The organism is Ochrobactrum teleogrylli (assembly GCF_006376685.1).
GTDB classification, from domain to species: domain Bacteria; phylum Pseudomonadota; class Alphaproteobacteria; order Rhizobiales; family Rhizobiaceae; genus Brucella; species Brucella teleogrylli.
In genome coordinates, this window is sequence record NZ_VEWL01000001.1 from 748,243 (window position 1) to 767,610 (window position 19,368).

Below are 19,368 nucleotides of genomic sequence, written 5' to 3' on the forward strand. Positions count from 1 at the left end.
TATCGCGATCTATAAAGGCAAAATGAATGCGAAAGATAGAGTCTATAGACGATCTGGATCAGTTCGACCGGCGCATTCTGGAAGTTCTCAGCGAAGACGGCAGAATTCCGGTAACCGAGCTGTCTAAAAAGGTCGGTCTTTCCAAGACGCCATGTCAGGCGCGACTGAAAAGGCTGGTCGATGAAGGCTATATTCTGGGCTTTCGCGCGGCTATCGATCCGGAGAAACTTGGCATCGATCACATCGCCTTCACGACGGTTAAACTGTCCGACACACGCGAGGCGGCGCTCAACGCCTTCAACACGGCGGTGCGCAAGATACGCGAGGTGGAAGAGTGCCACATGATCGCGAGCTCGTTCGATTATCTTTTGAAAGTGCGTACACCAAATATCCGTCGCTATCGCGAAGTGCTGGGCGAGAAGATTTCCAGCCTGCCCAATGTGGCAAGCACATCGACCTTCGTGGTGATGGAATCCGTCAAGGACAATCGCCCCGTCAGAGTCTATCCGGGCGCGATCTGACCAAAAGAAAATGGCGGGCATTGCCCGCCATTTTCATTTTCCATTGCTGAAACGGATTAGTTCAGGCCAAGCGTGCCGCGCAGCGTGGACAGGTCTTCGGCCAGCGTCGTCACCGGACCGGCAAGCGCCTTGCGGTCGTCTTCCGACAGCTTGTCATAGGTTTCGTAGCCGTCGCCCTTCTTGTACTTGGCAAGAATATCGTCAACGGTCTTGAAGTTGGCTTCGACCTTCTTGATCAGGTCAGGATTTTCCTTCTCGATCAGCGGCTTGAACAACTCGACGATCTTCTGCGCGCCATCGACATTGGCCTTGAAATCCCAAAGGTCGGTGTGGCTGTAACGGTCTTCTTCGCCGGAAATCTTGCCAGCAGCCACTTCCTCCATGAGTGCGGCTGCACCGCCCACGACCTTTTCAGGCGGAACAGTCAGGTCTTTTACACGCTTCTGGAGTTCCAGAACATCGGCATAGAGCTTGTCCGCAAAAGGCGTCAGGCCATCGGTCGTGTTCTGTGCGAACAGGCCATATTCGAGGCGGTGGAAGCCGGTGAAATCTTCCGACTTCTCACCATTTTCATGATCGTCGGCGCGGCTGTCGATAGACGCATCGAGATCAGCGAAAAGTTCAGCAATCGGCTCGATCTTTTCATAGGAGACGCGCGAAGACGGATAGAGTTCTTTGGCCTTCGCCAAATCGCCAGCCTTGATCGCATCCGTGAAAGCCTTGGTGTCCTTCACCAGAATGTCGAGGTGCTCCTGCACATAGACCTTGTAGTCGGCAATCGGCTGGACGAGGTCCAGCGGCGAAACCTCGGCCTTGGCAGCGCCGAAGCTGAGCGAGAGCGCGACGGCGCAAGCCGAAGCAAGCCCAGAAACATACAGGGGCAGACGATACTTCATGTTTAGCCTCTCCATGATGATGGACAGAGCGCTCCGGCCTCAACCGTCAAAACGCTCTGTCATCTTGTTTGTGCATTTCTCCAAACAGCTTGGGCAGTTGTGGGGGAAATGCCTCCACCTCACCCGCGGGCGTTTTGCGGCCCGCTCGCCGCAAGCAATCCACGCGCGTAATAGTCCTGATCGTCCGTCACGCCCGGCAGCGCGAAGAAATATCCGCCGCCGATGGGCTTGATATATTCTTCCAGCGGCTCGCCATTGAGGCGGTTCTGGACCGTGATGAAACCTTTTTCGAGGTTGGCCTGATAGGCAATGAACAGCAGCCCCATATCGAGCTGGCCCGACTTGGTGACACCGTTCGAATAGTTGAACGGACGGCGCAGGATCAGGTTCTCATGCGCCTTGGCATCACGCGGATTGGCCAAACGGATATGCGAATCCATCGGCGTGACCTTGCCATCGTGATCCTTGGCAAAATCCGGCACATCGGCTTCTGTCTTACCGTCGAACGGCGCACCGCTATCCTTGCGACGACCGAAAATCGTCTCCTGCTCCTGCAATGGCGTGCGGTCCCAGCGCTCCACCATATTGCGGATGATGCGCACCGCGACATAGCTGCCATTGGCGGCCCAATCCGGCTCGTCGCCTTCCTTCTGCACCCAGACAACCTGCTGCATCAGCTTCTTGTCGGATGCATCCGGATTGGCCGAACCATCGCGGAAACCGAGGAAGTTACGCGCGCTTTCCTTGGCTTTCGGCGAATGCGGCGGCTGCACCGACACAGTGCCTTCCTGCTTCCAGCGCACCATCAGCAAGTCCGGCATATTCTTCATAATATCGCGAAGCGCGTGAATATTGGTGTCCGGCGTGTTGGAGCAGAACTGGATCATCAGATCGCCATGGCAGATATCCTTCTGCAAGGCATCGTTGGGGAAGCCGGTCATGCGCTGAAGGCGCTTCGGTTTCATCGGCTTCAGGCCGAAACGGTCATCGAACAGCGAATTGCCGAGCGCGACCGTTATCGTCAAATTGTCCGGCGTCACCGTCGGGCCGAGAATGCCTGAATCAGACGGCGGAAATTTTGCGTCGAGCACCGGCGGCTCGCCGCCCTTCATCAGAAAGGCCGCGCGCTCGGTCAGGAGCTTGAACATGCGCTCAAGTTCACCGCGATCCCGCGCCAGAACATCGAAAGCGGCAACCAGACCGGCTGCCGGACGCGCATTGACAATGCCCGGCTGGTGAACGCCATGGAACGGCTGGCTTTCGTGAATTTTGTCGCTTTCCGGCGCGTTGGTCACGCTGTCGGAAGACAGTGCATGGGCCGGCTGCGGGTTCAACACGCCCGCCACTGCGCCGGCAACGCCGGTTGCCCCAGCGCCCAGCAGCAATGCGCGGCGTGAAGGTGAGACAGGATTATCGGTTTTCAAAAATTTCTTGGTCATTAATCCACTCCCAATTGATCGCGGAGTTTAGAGAATTGGGCGGCGAGCGAAGCGGCGCCGTCCTTGATCTTCGCCTTTTCATCAGACGAAAGATTGTCATAGGTCTTGAAACCATTGCCTTCGGCATTGGCGCTCAAAAGAGCCTTCACCGCAGCCAGTTCCTTGTCGATGCCATCAAATGCCTTCGCATCGACCTTGTCCACGATGGGACGCAACACATCCACCGTCTTGGCCGCGCCTTCAACGAGACCGGCGAATGCGTGCAAATCGGTGTGGGCATAGCGGTCTTCACCCGTATCGCCCGCCGTCGAAGCAAAGCGATTAAGCGCCGATGCAGTACCAGCGAGCATGCGATCCGGCGAAATGCGCAGGGCGCGAATACGCTCCTTCAAGGCACCGGCATCCTGTGCCAACTTGTCCGAGACCGGGGCCAGACCGTCTGCCGATTTCTGCTCGAACAGCCCGTATTCGATACGATGCAGGCCGCCAAAAGCAGCATCCTGTTCACGCTTTTCGAAATAATCAGCGCGCGCATTGATGGCCGTATCGAGATCGGAGAAGGCTTCGGAAACCGGCGCAATGCGGGCATAGGCGGCACGGGCCGGACCATAGGCGGCCTGCGCTGCTTCCAGATTGCCGCTGGTGACAGCAGCCGACAGATCGCCTGTCTCCTTCTGGAATTCAGCCACTTCTGCTGCAAGATAAATCTGGTATTCCGCCAACGCGCCGATGAAGGCGGTCAGTGGCAGCTTCTTGCCCTTCTCGGCATCGCTGGCAGCGGACGGCGTCACCGTCAGCTTGCCACGCGGGTTGGACAGCAGGCCGCAGGTGATCTGATATTCGCCGGGCGCGAGCTTTGCCGTGATTGTCTGCTTGAAACCGGGCGCGATATTTTCGCGCTCTTCCAGCACCATGACGCCGTCGAGAATTTCCCATTCGACGGTGCGGTCGGACTTGTTGACGATCTCAAACACCGAGCGCCCGGCCGGAACGGACAGCTCGTTCGGTTCGCAGCTTTTCGCATTGATCGCCACCTGAATTTTGCCTTCGGCATCGGCATGACGCGCCTTGTCCGAAACGCGCGAGGCATAATAGAAGGCCGCCCCCGCCGCCACGAGCAGCAGCACGGCCAGCACCAGCCCGATGCGAACCAGATTGCGGGAGAAAGGTTCGGTGGCTTTAGGGTTCGTCATGAAAAATCTCTTCGACTAAGCGCTATGCTTGGCCTCAGCGCCCTGAACAGGCGCGGAGGATGGCATCAGGAAAAGAACGAGTGCTGGAACAAGGAAGGCGACATAGGCCACGACTTCGCTAACCGTCGGCGTTGCGATATAGCCGAAGATACCGGCCAGAACCGAACCGAGCGTGCTGTCCAGCGGTAGAATGTCGCTTGCGTCGAAAACCACCGTCTGGAAATGGTTCCAGAGACCGGCTTCATGCAACGCCATCACCGAATTGGCCAGAATACCGGCGGCGATAATCAGGATGAAAACGCCAGTCCAGCGGAAGAAACGGCGCAGATTGAGCTTCAAACCACCCTTGAAGATGGCATAGCCGACGACAGCGGCAAGCAGCACACCCAGAAGCGCGCCAAGCGGGGCGGCAGCGCCTTCGCTTTGCTGGAATGCGGCCAGCAGGAAGAAGACCGACTCCAGCCCCTCGCGGGCAACAGCGAAAAACACCATCAGGATAAGGCCGACGCCCTTATGCGTCGGCGTTTCAAAAGCAGCATCGATGGAATGATGCAGCTCGGCCTTGATCGAGCGCGCGGCCTTGCGCATCCAGAACACCATGGAAGTCAGCACGAAAACGGCGATCAATCCAATGATGGCTTCGAACAGTTCCTGCGCCTTTTGCGGAAACTCTGCGCTCAGAATTTGCAGGATCGCGCCAACGGTCAGCGACATGGCAAGCGCCAGAAGAATGCCGATCCAGACAACGGGCATCCAGGCGCTGCGTCCCGTCTGATGCAGATAGCTCGCGATGATACCAACGATCAGCGCTGCCTCCACGCCTTCGCGGAACATGATGAGAAACGGTACGAGCATTTCGTTCTATCCAAACAGACAGAGAAACCGGCCCGCCCCTTTTGACCAGTTCTCGATCAGCCTAAGCCTTCGTCAATTGGTCACCTTTTATAATTAGCTTACACCCACTGCAAGACAAATGAACATGACCACGCTAGGAATGTTTTAGAATTATTCTAACGATTTCATGCGTTTATGGGAGCAATTAAGGCACGGCTGACGAACCGTGGCAGACAGGCCCGGGCGACTCACGCCCTATCCCACGGAAAAGATTTTGAATTTTTCTGCGCCGCAACCTGAACCGAAATGAAACACAACCCCCGTTTGCATTGCGGTAGCGCGATCATAAACCCGTGAAAAAGTTCATAATCTTCCGAAATCGACAAAAAAAGTCGACTAAGGGGTTGAACAATGCGGCTGACTGATCCATATCGGGGTTACTTACCGCTGTGCCTCCTCCCATTGCGCGCGGTAAGTGTTCCCCTCTGGAGGTTTGCCCAAGTGGCACCTTCATAACTAAGCCGGACTTCCTAGTCCGGCTCTTTTTTTGCCTGAATTCCTGTAGCGCCAAATAAAAGAAGCTCCACCGCAGCAGAGCTTCTATATTTGAATTATAATAAATGCTTCACATTCTCGGGAAGCATACATTCTCACCGTAATGATCAAAACAACACAATTTCTCGCCGTAGCGCCAGCACTGTAATGTGGATTCTAATCTGGCAGCATTATCCTTCGCGAACGCCGCTCTGGAAGAAAAGCCGATAAAGATCGGAAAGAGAGACAAGACTAAAACTATTATCTTCATAATAAATCCGTCCGATATGTTTTCTTCTATTTGCGATCAGCAGATAATTGCAAAAGCGGCGTTTTCTGAAAACCCCAACAAACCGGACAGAAAAAAGCGCCGCATTTCGGCGGCGCTTTCGTGTTTTCAGTCATCCAACTGGCAATCAACCGTAGGCTGCAACCGGCGGGCACGAGCAGATGAGGTTTCTGTCGCCGCCGACATTGTCCACGCGGCTGACCGGCGGCCAGTATTTTGCCGTGGCGTCGAATTCGCCGCCCAAGGCAATGGCCGGGAACACCGCTTCCTCACGCGTGTAAGGATGCGTCCATTCACTGGCCAGCGTATCGCCTGCCGTGTGCGGTGCATTGGCCAGCGGATTGTCATCCTGCGGCCAGACACCATCAGCAACCTTCTTCGCTTCGGCGGCGATGGCGATCATCGCGTCGCAAAGACGGTCGATTTCCGACTTCGGCTCGGATTCCGTCGGCTCGATCATCAGCGTTCCGGCGACCGGCCACGACATGGTCGGCGCATGGAAACCATAGTCGATGAGGCGCTTGGCCACATCTTCCACGGTTACGCCCGCGCTATCCTTGAGAACACGCGTATCCACGATGCACTCATGCGCCACGCGGTCATGCGCGCCCGTATAAAGGATCGGATAAGCGTCCTTCAAGCGATGCGCGATGTAGTTGGCATTGAGGATCGCAGCTTCGGTCGCCTTTTTAAGACCTGCACCGCCCATCATGCGGATATACATCCACGTAATGACCAGAATAGACGCGCTGCCGAAGGGAGCTGCCGAAACGGCGTGCTTGGAACCAAGATCAACGTGGCCTGGCAGATAAGGCACCAGATGTTTGGCAACGCCGATCGGACCGACACCCGGACCGCCGCCGCCATGCGGAATGCAGAAGGTCTTGTGCAGGTTCATATGGCAGACATCGGCGCCGATATCGCATGGACGCGCAAGGCCAACGAGTGCATTGAGGTTTGCGCCGTCGAAATAGACTTGACCGCCATTGTCATGGACGATTTCGCAGAAAGCCTTGATGCCTTCTTCGAACACGCCATAGGTCGACGGATAAGTGATCATGAAGGCGGCGAGATTATCGCGATGCTTCTCGGCCTTGGCCTTGAGGTCATCGATATCGATGTCGCCATCCGGGCGGCAATTGACCACGACAACGCTCATGCCTGCCATCGAAGCGCTGGCCGGATTGGTGCCATGCGCGGAGGATGGAATCAGGCAGATGTTGCGATAACCTTCACCACGCGACTGGTGATAGTGACGGATAGCCAGAAGTCCGGCATATTCGCCCTGACTGCCCGCATTCGGCTGCAGCGAAACACCTGCAAAGCCGGTGACTTCGCAAAGCCATGCTTCGACGTCAGCCGTCATCTTCGCATAGCCTTCGGTCTGTGCCGCAGGTGCGAAGGGATGCAGGTTCGCAACCGTGTTCCAGCTCACCGGCATCATTTCTGCCGCCGCATTGAGCTTCATGGTGCAGGAACCAAGCGGGATCATCGCGCGGTCAAGCGCCAGATCCTTGTCGGCCAGACGACGCAGGAAGCGCATCATCTCGGTTTCCGAACGGTGCGAATGGAACACATCCTGCGTCAGGAAGCCCTCACCGCGTCCCTTGCCCGGAACGAGAACCGCGTCGTCTTCGACCGCCTTCGCGCCGAACAGAACGGCGAGTGCCGCAAGATCGTCTTCCGTCGAGGTTTCATCGAAGGTCACGCCAACCGTGTCGGCATCGATGATGCGCAGCAGACGACCGCCCTTGTCGGCCTCGTCAGCGATTTTCGCGGCCTTGCCGGCGACCTTGACCGAAACCGTATCGAACAGGCTTTCGCCTGCGATTTCAACGCCAGCGGCCTTGAGACCGGCAGCGAAACGGGCAGCAAGACCGGCAATGCGTGTGGCAATCGCCTGCAAACCAGCCGGACCGTGCCAGATGGCATAGGATGCAGCCATATTGGCGAGCAGCGCCTGCGCGGTGCAGATGTTCGAAGTCGCCTTGTCGCGACGGATGTGCTGTTCGCGGGTCTGGAGCGCCAGACGATAAGCCGCGCGGCCATGCGCATCGACCGACTGGCCGACAATGCGGCCCGGAATGATGCGAGTGAGCGGCTCGGACACGGCGAGATAAGCGGCATGCGGGCCGCCAAAGCCCATCGGCACGCCGTAACGCTGCATGGAGCCAACCGCCATGTCCGCACCCCACTTCGCGGGAGCTTCCATGATGGTCAACGCCAACGGGTCGGCAACGGCGATAACCAGCGCGCCCTTGGCCTTTGCATCGGCGATAACGCCGGTGAAGTCGCCGTAAACGCCCTTGGTATCCGGCCACGGCACGATGACAGCAGCGGTGTTGTCATCGACGGTGCTGCCAGCCTCAACCAGCCAGCCGAGCGGCTCGGCGCGCGTGTTGACGACATCGACGGTCTGCGGATGCAGATCGCCCGCCAGAAGCACGCGGCTGCGCTTGTCGCGGTGATGACGGCAGGCAACGCCGACAGCTTCCGCAACGGCGGTTGCTTCATCGAGCAGCGAGGCGCAGGCAACCGGTAGGCCGGTCAGCTCGGCAACCAGCGTCTGGAAGTGGAACAGCAGCTCCAGACGGCCCTGGCTAATTTCCGACTGGTACGGCGTATAAGCCGTGTACCAGGCTGGATTTTCAAACAGATTGCGCTGGATCACCGGCGGCGTATGCACGCCATGATAGCCCGCACCGATGAAGCTCTTCTTCACCACGTTGCGGCCCATGATTTCATTCAATTCGGCCAGCGCCGCATGTTCGCTCAACGGCGCTGGCAAATCCAGAGCGCGGTTGAGACGGATGGACGCCGGAACGGCCTGCGTGATGAGAGTTTCCATGGAAGGAAGGCCGAGCGCGGCCAGCATAGCGCGCTCGTCTTCAATTCTCGGCCCGATATGACGGGCAACAAAGGGAAGAACCTGCTGGGTCATCGCTTTATCCTACCAGAGCGTCGTAACCGGCCTTGTCGAGCAGACCGGAAAGCTGGCCTTCATCCGAAAGCTTCAGCTTGAACAGCCAGCCATCGCCTTCGGCAGCCTGATTGATCAGAGCCGGATCGGACGACACGGCTTCGTTGACTTCCACCACTTCGCCGTCAACCGGCGCATAAACGTCGGAAGCGGCCTTGACCGATTCCACAACCACGACGCCCTCGCCCTTGGCGGCGGTGCGACCGACTTCCGGCAGCTCGACGAAAACGAGGTCGCCCAGCTGTTCCTGTGCGTGGATCGTTATGCCGACAGTGGCGACGCCGTTTTCGACGCTGATCCACTCGTGATCTTCGGTGAACAGGATTTTGGCCATGGAAATTATCCTTTGCGATAGCGATGCGGTGTGAAGGGAAGCGCCGAAACGTCAACGGGAACCTTGTTGCCGCGAACGTCAGCGAAAATACGTGTGCCGGGCGTGGCGAGGCTGGCCTCGACATAGCCCATGGCGACCGGGAAACCGGCGGAGGGACCAAAGCCGCCCGATGTGACCGTGCCGATCTGGCGGCCGCTTTCATCGAACAGGTCTGCGCCGCCGCGTACCGGCTGCCGGCCTTCCGGCTTGAGGCCGACGCGCTTGGCGGCAGCGCCCTTGGCAATGGTATCGAGCACGGGCTTGGCACCGTTGAAGGCGGCTTTCTCGCGCACGGCCTTGGTGATCGCCCAGGTGAGACCGGCGGAGACCGGATCGGTTTCCGGCGTGATGTCCTGTCCGTGCAGGCAAAGCCCGGCTTCGAGGCGCAGGCTGTCGCGAGCGGCAAGGCCGATCCACGCAACGCGTTCGTCGGCGAGAAGCTTGGTCGCCAGCGCGCGCGCCTCATCGGCAGGCAGGCCGATTTCAAAACCGTCTTCGCCGGTATAGCCCGAGCGGGTCATGAACCAGCCCGGCTTCGGCTCAAAGCCGCTCATGAAGGCGAGATCGGCAGCACCGGTAAGACCGGCATCGTTAATAACGCTTTCGGCTTCCGGCCCTTGAATGGCGAGGAATACGCGGTCGAGCGGATTGACCGTAACCTGTTTGCCGGAAGCGGCTTCGTTCAAATGCTCGATATCGGCCTCGGCATTACCCGCATTGGCGACGACCATGAAGCGGTCTTCGCCAAGACGCGTGACGATGAGATCGTCCAGAATGCCGCCCTTGTCATTAAGGAAGAAAGTGTATTTCGACTGGCCAGGCTTCAGCACGGTCGGGTCGAGCGGGCAGGTTTCCGCCAGAAGCGCTGCGGCATCGCTGCCGGAAACTTCGACCAGCTTCATATGAGAAATGTCGAAAAGGCCCGCATGGTCACGCGTATGAAGATGTTCCTTCATGACGCCCAGCGGATAGGTGATCGGCATGTTCCAGCCTGCAAAGCCGCCAAAGCGCGCGCCAGCCTGTTCATGCAAGTCCTGCAAAGGCAGGATATTCAAATGTGCGGTATCGCCCATAACAACTCCAGAGTCGCACGTGTGCCTTCCGCAAAATGCGGTAGCTTCGTGCCCCTCTGTCTCAGGCCTGAGAGACTCGCATAGCAAAGCGCTATACTTACACCTTCGGCGCGGAGTTTCCCCCGACTTTCCAGAGTTGTCTTACCCGTCTGCGGTTCCTTGTACCTGAGAGATTTCGGGCGATTTCCCCTTCGGCGGCCAATTTGGCGCTCTCCCGCAGACAGACAGTGAAAAAGCATTTGTAAAACGCATGCTTCGGCACCCGACACAAATCCCTTAGCTTAATCCGCTTTGGGAGTCATGCAGAATTGTAGTCTTCAACCGACAATTTCCAGAAGTTTTGCGACAAAACTTGAGTCATTGCGCCCGCCGCCCAAGAATCAGCCGACATACATGTTTAAATCGGAGATTTTCACTAGCTATGCGGAAAATGATAGCGATGGAGGCTCTGTACGGCATCAAATTTGGTGATTTGGCCATGGAGAACGGCAATTGTGATAACATAATGACCGATCTGCGTAAAAAACATGCAATCTCCAAGCTTAATTGCACATCAGCTATGCAAATCTGGCTCTCCTTTTTCAGATCGCACCAGCCTATATGCTGTCTGCAACACAGAGAGATAGATTTTACTAGGTGAGAGAAATGAACCTGATCCGCTCGTACAACAACTGGCGCCGTTACCGTACAACCGTAAACGAACTGAGCCGCCTGAGCCCACGTGAACTGAACGACCTCGGCATCCTGCCTTCGGAAATTCCGTTCGTCGCACGCAAGGCTGCTGCTCGCTAATCAGCGGGAAAAGCGCCATCCGAAGGCATCAGCCTTCTTTCAGGATCGCGACCTCCAAACCGCGCGGTCCTCATGGTTTCCAGGGCATTCAATTGCTCAAACGAGTTATCGCCGGGGTTTCCTCCTCCCATTTTTCCCTGGCGATCCAAAGACCGGACATCCTCCTCCCCCATTGTCCGGTCTTCCCCATAAGCACCCGTCGCTCCTCCCGCGACGGGTGTTTTTGTTTGTGGCGACCTGTTCAGTTTTCCTGTGAGGCAAGCGTCGTCGCAGTTCCCCGATCCAGCAGCATCGAAATTCCGAACACAACCAGACCGGCCAGAGCCAAAAGCGCGCCGACCGTACCGGTCGATGTCCAGCCATAGCCCCATGCAATTGCCAGTCCGCCGAGCCATGCACCGAGTGCATTGGCGAGATTGAGCGCTGAATGGTTGAGCGCCGCAGCGAGCGTCTGGGCATCGGCTGCGACATCCATCAGGCGGGTTTGCAGTGCGGGCACCAGCGCAAAGCCGCCGCCGACCAGAAGCACATTGAGGAAAGCGGTGAGCGGATGCTGCATCAGCAGCGGGAATGCCAGCATCACCGCCATGTCATAAAGCAGCACGATCCCAACGGTTCCCATGACGGAACGGTCGGTCAGCCGGGAGCCCACTATATTGCCCAGTACCATGCCGAGACCGAACATGACAAAGACCAGCGGCATCCATTTCACATCGATATGAGAAACTTCCGTCACGGTGGCGGCGACATAGGAAAAGACGGAAAACAGCCCGCCCGTGCCGATGGCGCCAATGGCAAGCGTCAGCAGCACCTGTTTGCGGCGCAGCGCACCCAGCTCACGTAGCGGCGACGCGCCTTCTGCGGCGGGCAGCTTTGGCACATAAAGCGTCACCATCACCATGGTCAGAATGGCGATCAGGCCGACCGCGCCGAACATGGCGCGCCAACCCGCCACCTGCCCCAGCCATGTTGCCAGCGGCGTGCCGCACAGCGTGGCAATCGTCAGGCCCATCATGACACGCCCAACCGCCTGCGCGCGCTTGCCCGGCTCGGCCAGCGATGCGGCAACCAGCGATGCGACGCCGAAATAAGCGCCATGTGGGAAGCCTGCGATAAAACGCATTATATAAAGGCTGGAATAATCCTGCATGAAAGCGCTGGCGAGATTGCCAAAGGCAAACAGGCCCATCAGCAGGAACAGGAGCTTGCGGCGGTCGAGCTTCGCGCCGATGACGGCCAGCACCGGCGCGCCGATCAGCACGCCCAGTGCATAAGAACTGATGAGATGTCCGCCCTGCGGGATCGTGACGTTGAGGTCGCGTGCAATATCCGGGAGCAGTGCCATGATGGCGAACTCGCCGGTGCCGATGCCGAAGCCACCAATGGCAAGCGCGATTTCCGCCATGCGTTCGGACGAGCGTGGCGAAGATTTCCGCATCGCAGCGGAAGACTGAAATTGTGACATGAATAGGCCTGAAGGGAGTGTAGGAGTCTCGCACACCTACCACCCATTTCATGCAAAGGCGATACGCCTTCTTGTCACGCGTAAAGTTCGAAAGCGCATCCCAAAAAGCGCGAAGCGGTTTTCGGGATGCGCGCGAGAGATCAACTTGCGGCGACGACTTCGATTTCGACCTTGAATTCCTCGCGGGTAAAGCCGGAAACGATCATCAGCGTCGAGGCGGGCGCTGGCTGCGGAAACAGCCTGTCGCGCACGTCCATATAGGGGCGCATATAGGCGCGATCCGTCACATAGGCGTTGATGCGCACGACATTGGAAAGATCCATGCCGCCATCGCGCAAAATGCGACGGATATTCTCGAAGCAAAGCTCGGCTTGCGCGGCCGCATCTTCGGGCACGCTTCCATCCGGCGCGATACCGAGCTGGCCGGAGCAGAACACCAGTTCGGCACCGGCTTGCACCTTCACGCCATGACTATAGGCGGCGAAGGGTGCCGCCATGTCGGCAGGCAGCAAATGTTGCAAAGTGCTCATCGAACGATCCTTATGATTTGGGGGCGCTGGCCAGAAGTTCCTTCAGGCGCGGCGCACCCGCTGCAATGTCGGCTTCCGTGGGAGTTATCCCGGCCGCCAGCAGGCGGCGGGCGATCATGTGGTCGGCCGGGCGATTGATGGAATCAACCGCCACCAGCCTGTCACCGGCAAAATGGAAGATCGAAAAGGCATTATCATCGGGATTGCCTGACAGAATATGACGGTCTGCTTCAAATGACAGGCCTGCCGTCTGGAGCTTCATGTCGCCCTGATCAGACCAGAACCACGCTACTTCGCGGAACGGCGTGGCGCGCCCGACAATGCTGCGCGCCACATGCTTGGCCTGATCGGTCGCGTTCTGCACCGATTCCAGCCGCACACGCCGACCGGCATGAAAATGGTCGTAGCTCACGCAATCGCCGATGGCGTAGACATGATCCGCTGATGTGCGCATCTTTTCATCCACGACAATGCCATTGTCGGTGACGAGTCCGGCTGCGGCAGCGAGTTCGACATTGGGCAGCGCGCCGGTGCCGATAACAACCATATCCGCCGGGAACACGGTCCCATCTGCTGCCTTTACACCGGTCACGCGACCGTTTTCGCCTTCGATTGCCATCACACCAAGCCCGGTGTGCAGCGTAATTCCCGCGGCGCGGCTGCGCGTTTCGACATGTGCAGAGATTTGTGTCGCGACCGAGCGGCCAAGAACACGCGGCGCGGCCTCGATCAACACGGTGTTCTTGCCGAGCGCCATCGCGCTATGTGCCATTTCAAGCCCGATGAAGCCGCCGCCGATGATCACGACATTGCTGATGGTGGGCATGAGGCCAGCAATGCGGCGCGCATCTTCCATCCGGCGCAGCGTGACGACACCGTCAAGATCGACGCCCGGCATGTCGGGAACGCGCGCGCGGGCACCGGTTGCAAAGACCAGATCAGACCAGTGCAGCACGCGACCGTCATCAAGGGTCACCGTGCGGTCGGTCAGCGATACGCCTTCGACCCGATGCCCGAACAACATCTCGATATTATTGTCGCGATAGGCGCTTTCCGGACGCAGCACCAGGCCGCCATGCTCCGGTGCCTTGAGATAGGATTTGGAAAGCGGCGGCTTATGATAGGGAATATCCGTCTCATCGTTGATGAGCACGATGTCTCCGGCATAGCCTTCCTGACGAAGGCTGATTGCGGCCTGCGAGCCCGCATGGCCCGCGCCAATAATAATGCATCTCTCGTCCATAGGACCTCCGGAAATTTCCGCGCATCATAGTCATGTGCTGGTCTGTCGCGTGGCGCATCTACCACGGATTCACATCTTAATTGCACGCGGCTCGCAATTTTTAAACATTTAGTTTGACCAATCGGTCAGATTGTTTAGTAAGGTTGCTGCTTCAAGACAAAATTTGGAGCGCCACCTTGAAACGATATTGGTCCGATTACACGAGCGAGGCGTTTTCGCGCCTTGAGCGCGACAAGCTCGTGGCGGTGTTGCCTGTTGGCGCAATCGAGCAGCACGGACCGCATCTGCCGATGTGCGTGGATGCCGCCGTCGCGGATGGCATGGTGGCGGAACTGATCAAACGCTTGCCCGATACAAGCAATGTTCTGTTCCTGCCGACACAGGCCATTGCCAAGAGCAATGAACACAAGCGCTATCCCGGCACGCTGACCTTTTCAGTCGAAACTGTCATCCGCATGTGGTGCGAGATCGGCACCTGCGTGGCGGCAAGCGGCGTGCGCAAGATGGTGCTGTTCAACAGCCATGGCGGCAATATTCCGGTGATGGACATTGTCGCCCGCGAATTGCGCGTGCAGCACAATATGATGGTCTTCTGCCTCAACTGGTTCGGCCTTGGCATGCCCGATGGCGTTTACAGCGAGCATGACCTGAAGCATGGCATTCATGCTGGCGACATGGAAACATCGGTGATGCTGGAAATGCATCCCGATCTGGTGGTGATGGAAAAGGCGCAGGATTTCCGGACGCTGACCGAAGTTTTCGCCGACGAATACAAACACATCAGCCTTGGCGGCGGCGCCAAGCCCGCATGGCAGATGCAGGATATCAATGCCTATGGCGCAGCAGGCAATGCATCTATTGCTACCGCTGAAAAGGGTCGCAAGACCATCGATTTTGCTGCCGACCGGCTGATTGAAGCGCTGGGCGAGATTGAGCGCGCGCCGCTCTCCTGGCTCGACAAAAATCCCGCTTGGTAAGGACGATGAGCGTGGCCCCCAACTCGCAGAACCAGTCACCACTGATCGACATCAACGGCGTCTACAAGCAGTACGGCACCGGCGTCATGGCCGTGAACGACATGTCGCTCAAGATCGAGCAAGGCCAGTTCGTCAGCTTTCTTGGGCCTTCGGGCTGCGGCAAGAGCACGGCGCTGCGCATGATCGCCGGACTGGAATCGGTCTCGGCTGGCGAAATTCGCGTCAATGGTCATGCACCCGGCAAGGGTCCTTCCGGCGCACAGGATATCGGCTTTGTGTTTCAGGAACCGACGCTGATGCCCTGGGCTAGCGTCTACGACAATGTCTATCTGCCGCTGCGGCTTTCCGGCGTTTCGCGCAAGGAAGCCAAGCCCCGCATTGAAGAAGTGCTGACGCAGGTTGGCCTGTCGCGTTTTGCCAATGCCTTTCCGCGTGAGCTTTCGGGCGGCATGAAAATGCGCGTTTCCATTGCGCGCGCATTGGTGACGCGCCCGCGCCTGCTTTTGATGGACGAGCCTTTTGCGGCGCTCGACGAGATGACGCGCTTCAAGCTCAATAATGACGTGTTGCGGCTGTGGCAGGAACACGGACTGACCGTGATCTTCGTCACCCACAGCGTCTATGAGTCGGTCTATCTCTCCAACCGCGTGATCGTGATGGCGGCGCGTCCGGGTCGTGTCGTCGCGGACATTCCCATCATCGGCACTTATCCGCGGGCCGAAAACTACCGCACCACGGATTCTTACGCGAAATATTGCGCCAAGGTTTCCGATACGCTGACCGCGACGCTTTCCTCTGAAGATATCGATCACTGAGGACATGCAAATGAACCAGATGCAAAACGAACTGCCAGTCCTCAATTCCGAACAGGATCGTCTCGCACGACGCGAACGCACGCTGCGCATTCTCATGCCGACGCTGGCGATCATCATCGCGCTCGGCATCTGGGAAGGTCTGGTGCGCTTCTATGAAGTGCCGCATTACCTGATCCCGGCCCCGTCACTGATTGCTGAAACGCTTTTCAAGGACGGCCCGTCGCTGATGGCCTCCATGTGGTTCACCGTCAAGCTGACGCTTATCTCGCTGGCCTGCGCCATCATTGGCGGCGTTTTGCTCGGCATGGTGTTTGCGCTGTCGCGTCCGATCGAAATGGCGTTCTTCCCCTTCGCCGTCATCCTTCAGGTGACGCCGGTCATCGCCATCGCGCCGCTGATCCTGATCTATGTGCGCGATACTTTCTCGGCCCTGCTTATCTGCGCGTGGATTGTCGCTTTCTTCCCGATTCTGTCCAATACGGTGATCGGACTGCGCAGCGCCGACCACAATCTGCGCGATCTGTTCAAGCTTTATCGCGCCTCGCCGTGGCAGCGCCTGCGCTATCTGCTGGCCCCGAGCGCGCTGCCCTATTTCATGGCGGCCCTGAAAATCGCCGGTGGCCTGTCGCTGATCGGCGCCGTGGTGGCTGAATTCGTCGCAGGCACCGCAGGCCAGAGCACCGGCCTTGCCTCGCGTATTCTGGAATCGAGCTTCCGTAATGAAATCCCGCGCATGTTTGCGGCACTTTTCCTCGTTTCGCTGCTGGGTATCGTGATCTTCCTGATCACCAGCTGGCTGTCGCGCCTTGTCCTCGGACGCTGGCACGAAAGCGAAATTCGCAGAGACCGCTAATGCTAAGAGGCGCCACTATAGCCGGTCGTCCGGGCCGCCACGACATCATCGTCGAGCATGGACGCATTGCCGCGATCACGCCATCGCAGGCGACAGGCGGCGGGTGCGTCACGCCGCTTTTGGCCGATGTGCATGTGCATCTCGACAAGACGTTCACCATCCAGCGCATCGCGCAGAATGGCGACACGAAGGTCGAGTGCCTGTTCGATGCCATCGACCTGATGAACACCGACCGCCAGAACTGGAACGCCGAAGACATCCGCACCCGCGCCACGCGCGGCCTTGAGGCGGCTTTTGCGCAGGGCGTCGGCGCTATTCGCAGCCATGTGGATTGGACCAGCCCGGAAGTTCCGACCGCCTGGCCTGTTCTCAACGAATTGCGACAGGAATGGAAAGGCCGCATTGATCTTCAACTTGCGGCCCTTGTTCACGGCGATCTGGTTCTGGAAGCAGGCAGTGACATTGCGACCCACGTGAAGGCCGATGGCGGTGTGTTTGGCGCGTTTTTCTATCGCAATGCCGATCTTGCAGCCAAGATAGAGGAAATGTTCCGTCTCGCTGTCGAAAACGATCTCGATCTCGACTTTCATGTTGATGAAGGTCTGGATGTTGAAGCGGACGGATTTTCGCTGATTGTCAATGCGAGCGCACGGCATCATATGGCGGGCCGCGTTTTGTGCGGCCATGCCTGCTCGCTTTCGCTGCGAACAGTGGATGAACTCACGCGTATTCTGGATGCCGCCGCGCAAGCAGGTGTCGCGCTTGTCTCGCTACCCACCACCAATCTCTATCTGCAAGACCGGATCGGCGGAAAATCGCCGCGTCTTCGTGGTGTGGCCCCGCTGAAAGAAGCGCGTCTGGCCGGTGTGGAAACCATGCTTGGCTCCGACAATGTACGCGATGCCTTTTACCCCTATGGCGACTATGATCCGCTCGCGATCCTGCGCCTTGCGGCACCTGTCTGCCATCTGGAGCCGGAAGAATGGCTCGACAGCATCACCACCCTGCCCGCGCGCCTGATCAGGAGCGAGCGCGTGCAGGCGCTGTCCGCAGGCGGTGCCGCCAATTTCATCTGGCACGATGCCGAAGACCTCAATGATCTCATCAGCCGTCCGCAAGCCCTCCGCCGTGTCTGGCGCGACGGCGTTGCCTCGGACCATGTTTACGGGAGAAACCCATGAATTCTGTCGCCCCGCAGCGCATCTATGACTGGGCCGCATTCCGCGCCGAAATCGACGGCATCCGCATCTATGACGACCCCAAGCAGGTCGAGCTGCGCTCCCGCGATTACTTCTGGTACAGCCCGATCCTGACCGAAGATATCGGCCATTATGTCGGCGACCTCGTCGTCATTCCGAAGGATCAGGACGAAGTGCGCCGCGTGGCGGCGGCAGCTGCGAAACTGCGCATTCCGATCACGGTTCGCGGCGGCGGCACCGGCAATTACGGCCAGTGCGTTCCGCTTGAAGGCGGCATCATCCTCGACATGACCAAGATCGACCGTATCATCGCCATCGAGCCGGGCAAGGTGCGCGTCGAAGGCGGCGCACGCATTTCGCGTCTTGACGACGCCGTGCGCGAAACCGGACAGGAACTTCTCATGTATCCGTCCACCCGCCGCATCGCCACCATTGGCGGCTTCTTCTCGGGCGGTTCGGGCGGCATCGGATCACTGCGCCATGGCATGTTGCGCGATGACGGCAATGTCTATTCGGTCAAGGTTCTGACCGTCGAGCCGGAGCCGAAAATCATCGAGTTGATGGGTCGCGACATCCACAAGGTGCAGCACGCCTATGGCACCAACGGCATCATTCTGGAGCTGGAAATCGGGCTGACCAAGGCGACCGACTGGATCCATACCGCAGCGCTCTTCGACAGCTATGAAGCAACGCTGAACTTCTGCCTCAAGGCGCTGGAAGAAAATCTGGATTGCTATCTTCTGACCACCGTGGATCGTCGCTTCGCGCGCTTCTACACCAAGTTCGGCGACCTTTTCCCATCCGACAAGGATGCCGTTTTCGCCATGATCGCGCCGGAAGAACGCGAGCGGTTCGCAGAGCTCGCCACAGAGTTCAACGGTCAGGTATCGTTCTCCATGACGCTGGACGAGCTGCACAAGGCTGGCCTTCAGCCTGCCTATGAATGCGGCTGGAACCACACCACGCTTCAGGCGCTGAAGGCGGAACCGGGCTGGACCTATCTTCAGGTCGCCTATCCGCGCCCCTTCGACCCGGCATTGGTCAATCGCCAGATCGAGCGTTATGGCGACACGCAATATATGCACCATGAAATGGCGCGCCTTGAAGGCGAAGTACAGATTTTCGGCCTGCCACTGGTGCGCTTCGAGGACCGCGACGCGATGTATAAGCTCATCGGCGAGCTGGAACAGGTTGACGGTTGCGACATCTACGATCCCCATGCCTATACCATCGAGGATGGCGGCATGAAGGAGATCGACAGCGTGCAGATCGAGTTCAAGAAACTGGCCGACCCTTATGGTCTGCTCAATCCCGGTAAAACACGCGGCTGGACGGCCGATATGGCACTTTCGAACTGATAAC

At 58.3% G+C, this 19,368-nt stretch carries 17 protein-coding genes and 1 riboswitch; of the genes, 7 read left to right on the plus strand and 10 right to left on the minus strand.

Annotation, left to right across the window (positions count from 1 at the left end; translation table 11 throughout):
• Positions 1–26 precede the first annotated feature (26 nt).
• Complete coding sequence (locus tag FIC94_RS03300) at positions 27–521, plus strand: Lrp/AsnC family transcriptional regulator (protein WP_109367192.1); 495 nt, start codon at positions 27–29, stop codon at positions 519–521.
• A 56-nt stretch (positions 522–577) separates the two neighbouring features.
• Here FIC94_RS03300 and efeO (FIC94_RS03305) read toward each other — a convergent pair whose 3' ends face one another.
• From efeO (FIC94_RS03305) to gcvT, 7 genes are all read right to left on the minus strand, one after another.
• Positions 578–1,417, minus strand: coding sequence for an iron uptake system protein EfeO (efeO, locus tag FIC94_RS03305; RefSeq protein WP_109367191.1), 840 nt, complete (start codon positions 1,415–1,417; stop codon positions 578–580).
• A 119-nt stretch (positions 1,418–1,536) separates the two neighbouring features.
• Positions 1,537–2,856 carry an iron uptake transporter deferrochelatase/peroxidase subunit gene (gene efeB, locus FIC94_RS03310; protein WP_140023910.1) on the minus strand — a complete coding sequence of 440 codons (1,320 nt, stop codon included), beginning with the start codon at positions 2,854–2,856 and terminating at the stop codon, positions 1,537–1,539.
• Positions 2,856–4,049 (minus strand): iron uptake system protein EfeO, encoded by a 1,194-nt coding sequence (gene efeO, locus FIC94_RS03315; protein ID WP_140023911.1) that lies wholly within the window; start codon positions 4,047–4,049, stop codon positions 2,856–2,858. Before efeO (FIC94_RS03315) ends, efeB begins: the two co-directional genes overlap by 1 nt.
• 15 nt (positions 4,050–4,064) lie before the next feature.
• Entirely contained in the window at positions 4,065–4,904 is an 840-nt protein-coding gene (gene efeU / locus FIC94_RS03320) for an iron uptake transporter permease EfeU (protein WP_109367188.1), read from the minus strand.
• 929 nt (positions 4,905–5,833) lie between these two features.
• A complete protein-coding gene (gene gcvP, locus FIC94_RS03325) occupies positions 5,834–8,647 on the minus strand; it encodes an aminomethyl-transferring glycine dehydrogenase (protein ID WP_140023912.1) in 2,814 nt (937 codons plus the stop codon).
• A gap of 4 nt (positions 8,648–8,651) precedes the next feature.
• A complete protein-coding gene (gcvH, locus tag FIC94_RS03330) occupies positions 8,652–9,020 on the minus strand; it encodes a glycine cleavage system protein GcvH (RefSeq protein WP_140023913.1) in 369 nt (122 codons plus the stop codon).
• 5 nt (positions 9,021–9,025) lie between these two features.
• The gene (gene gcvT / locus FIC94_RS03335; protein WP_140023914.1) at positions 9,026–10,132 is read right to left on the minus strand and encodes a glycine cleavage system aminomethyltransferase GcvT; all 1,107 of its coding nucleotides are present in this window, start codon (positions 10,130–10,132) and stop codon (positions 9,026–9,028) included.
• Between the two features lie 142 nt (positions 10,133–10,274).
• Positions 10,275–10,359, minus strand: a riboswitch (glycine riboswitch).
• Between the two features lie 418 nt (positions 10,360–10,777).
• On the opposite strand from gcvT, the gene FIC94_RS03340 reads away from it, so the two are divergent.
• Positions 10,778–10,924 (plus strand): DUF1127 domain-containing protein, encoded by a 147-nt coding sequence (locus tag FIC94_RS03340; protein WP_078336788.1) that lies wholly within the window; start codon positions 10,778–10,780, stop codon positions 10,922–10,924.
• Positions 10,925–11,165: 241 nt separating this feature from the next.
• On the opposite strand, the gene FIC94_RS03345 is transcribed toward FIC94_RS03340, so the two are convergent.
• The 3 genes from FIC94_RS03345 to FIC94_RS03355 form a co-directional block, all read right to left on the minus strand.
• On the minus strand, positions 11,166–12,389 hold the full coding sequence (locus FIC94_RS03345) for an MFS transporter (RefSeq protein WP_140023915.1): 1,224 nt from the start codon (positions 12,387–12,389) through the stop codon (positions 11,166–11,168).
• A gap of 140 nt (positions 12,390–12,529) precedes the next feature.
• The gene (locus tag FIC94_RS03350) at positions 12,530–12,919 is read right to left on the minus strand and encodes a RidA family protein (RefSeq protein WP_109367182.1); all 390 of its coding nucleotides are present in this window, start codon (positions 12,917–12,919) and stop codon (positions 12,530–12,532) included.
• Between the two features lie 10 nt (positions 12,920–12,929).
• Entirely contained in the window at positions 12,930–14,162 is a 1,233-nt protein-coding gene (locus FIC94_RS03355; protein WP_140023916.1) for an NAD(P)/FAD-dependent oxidoreductase, read from the minus strand.
• Positions 14,163–14,338: 176 nt separating this feature from the next.
• Here FIC94_RS03355 and FIC94_RS03360 point away from each other — a divergent pair, with 176 nt between their 5' ends.
• From FIC94_RS03360 to FIC94_RS03380, 5 genes are read left to right on the plus strand one after another with little or no spacing between them, the layout of a single operon-like run.
• Positions 14,339–15,139, plus strand: coding sequence for a creatininase family protein (locus FIC94_RS03360; RefSeq protein WP_140023917.1), 801 nt, complete (start codon positions 14,339–14,341; stop codon positions 15,137–15,139).
• 5 nt (positions 15,140–15,144) lie between these two features.
• Positions 15,145–15,954 carry an ABC transporter ATP-binding protein gene (locus FIC94_RS03365; protein ID WP_109367179.1) on the plus strand — a complete coding sequence of 270 codons (810 nt, stop codon included), beginning with the start codon at positions 15,145–15,147 and terminating at the stop codon, positions 15,952–15,954.
• 10 nt (positions 15,955–15,964) lie between these two features.
• Entirely contained in the window at positions 15,965–16,807 is an 843-nt protein-coding gene (locus tag FIC94_RS03370) for an ABC transporter permease (protein WP_171058738.1), read from the plus strand.
• Complete coding sequence (locus FIC94_RS03375; RefSeq protein WP_140023918.1) at positions 16,807–17,988, plus strand: amidohydrolase family protein; 1,182 nt, start codon at positions 16,807–16,809, stop codon at positions 17,986–17,988. The genes FIC94_RS03370 and FIC94_RS03375 overlap by 1 nt, the downstream gene beginning before the upstream one ends.
• Complete coding sequence (locus FIC94_RS03380; RefSeq protein WP_140023919.1) at positions 17,985–19,364, plus strand: FAD-binding oxidoreductase; 1,380 nt, start codon at positions 17,985–17,987, stop codon at positions 19,362–19,364. The genes FIC94_RS03375 and FIC94_RS03380 overlap by 4 nt, the downstream gene beginning before the upstream one ends.
• Positions 19,365–19,368: the final 4 nt, after the last annotated feature.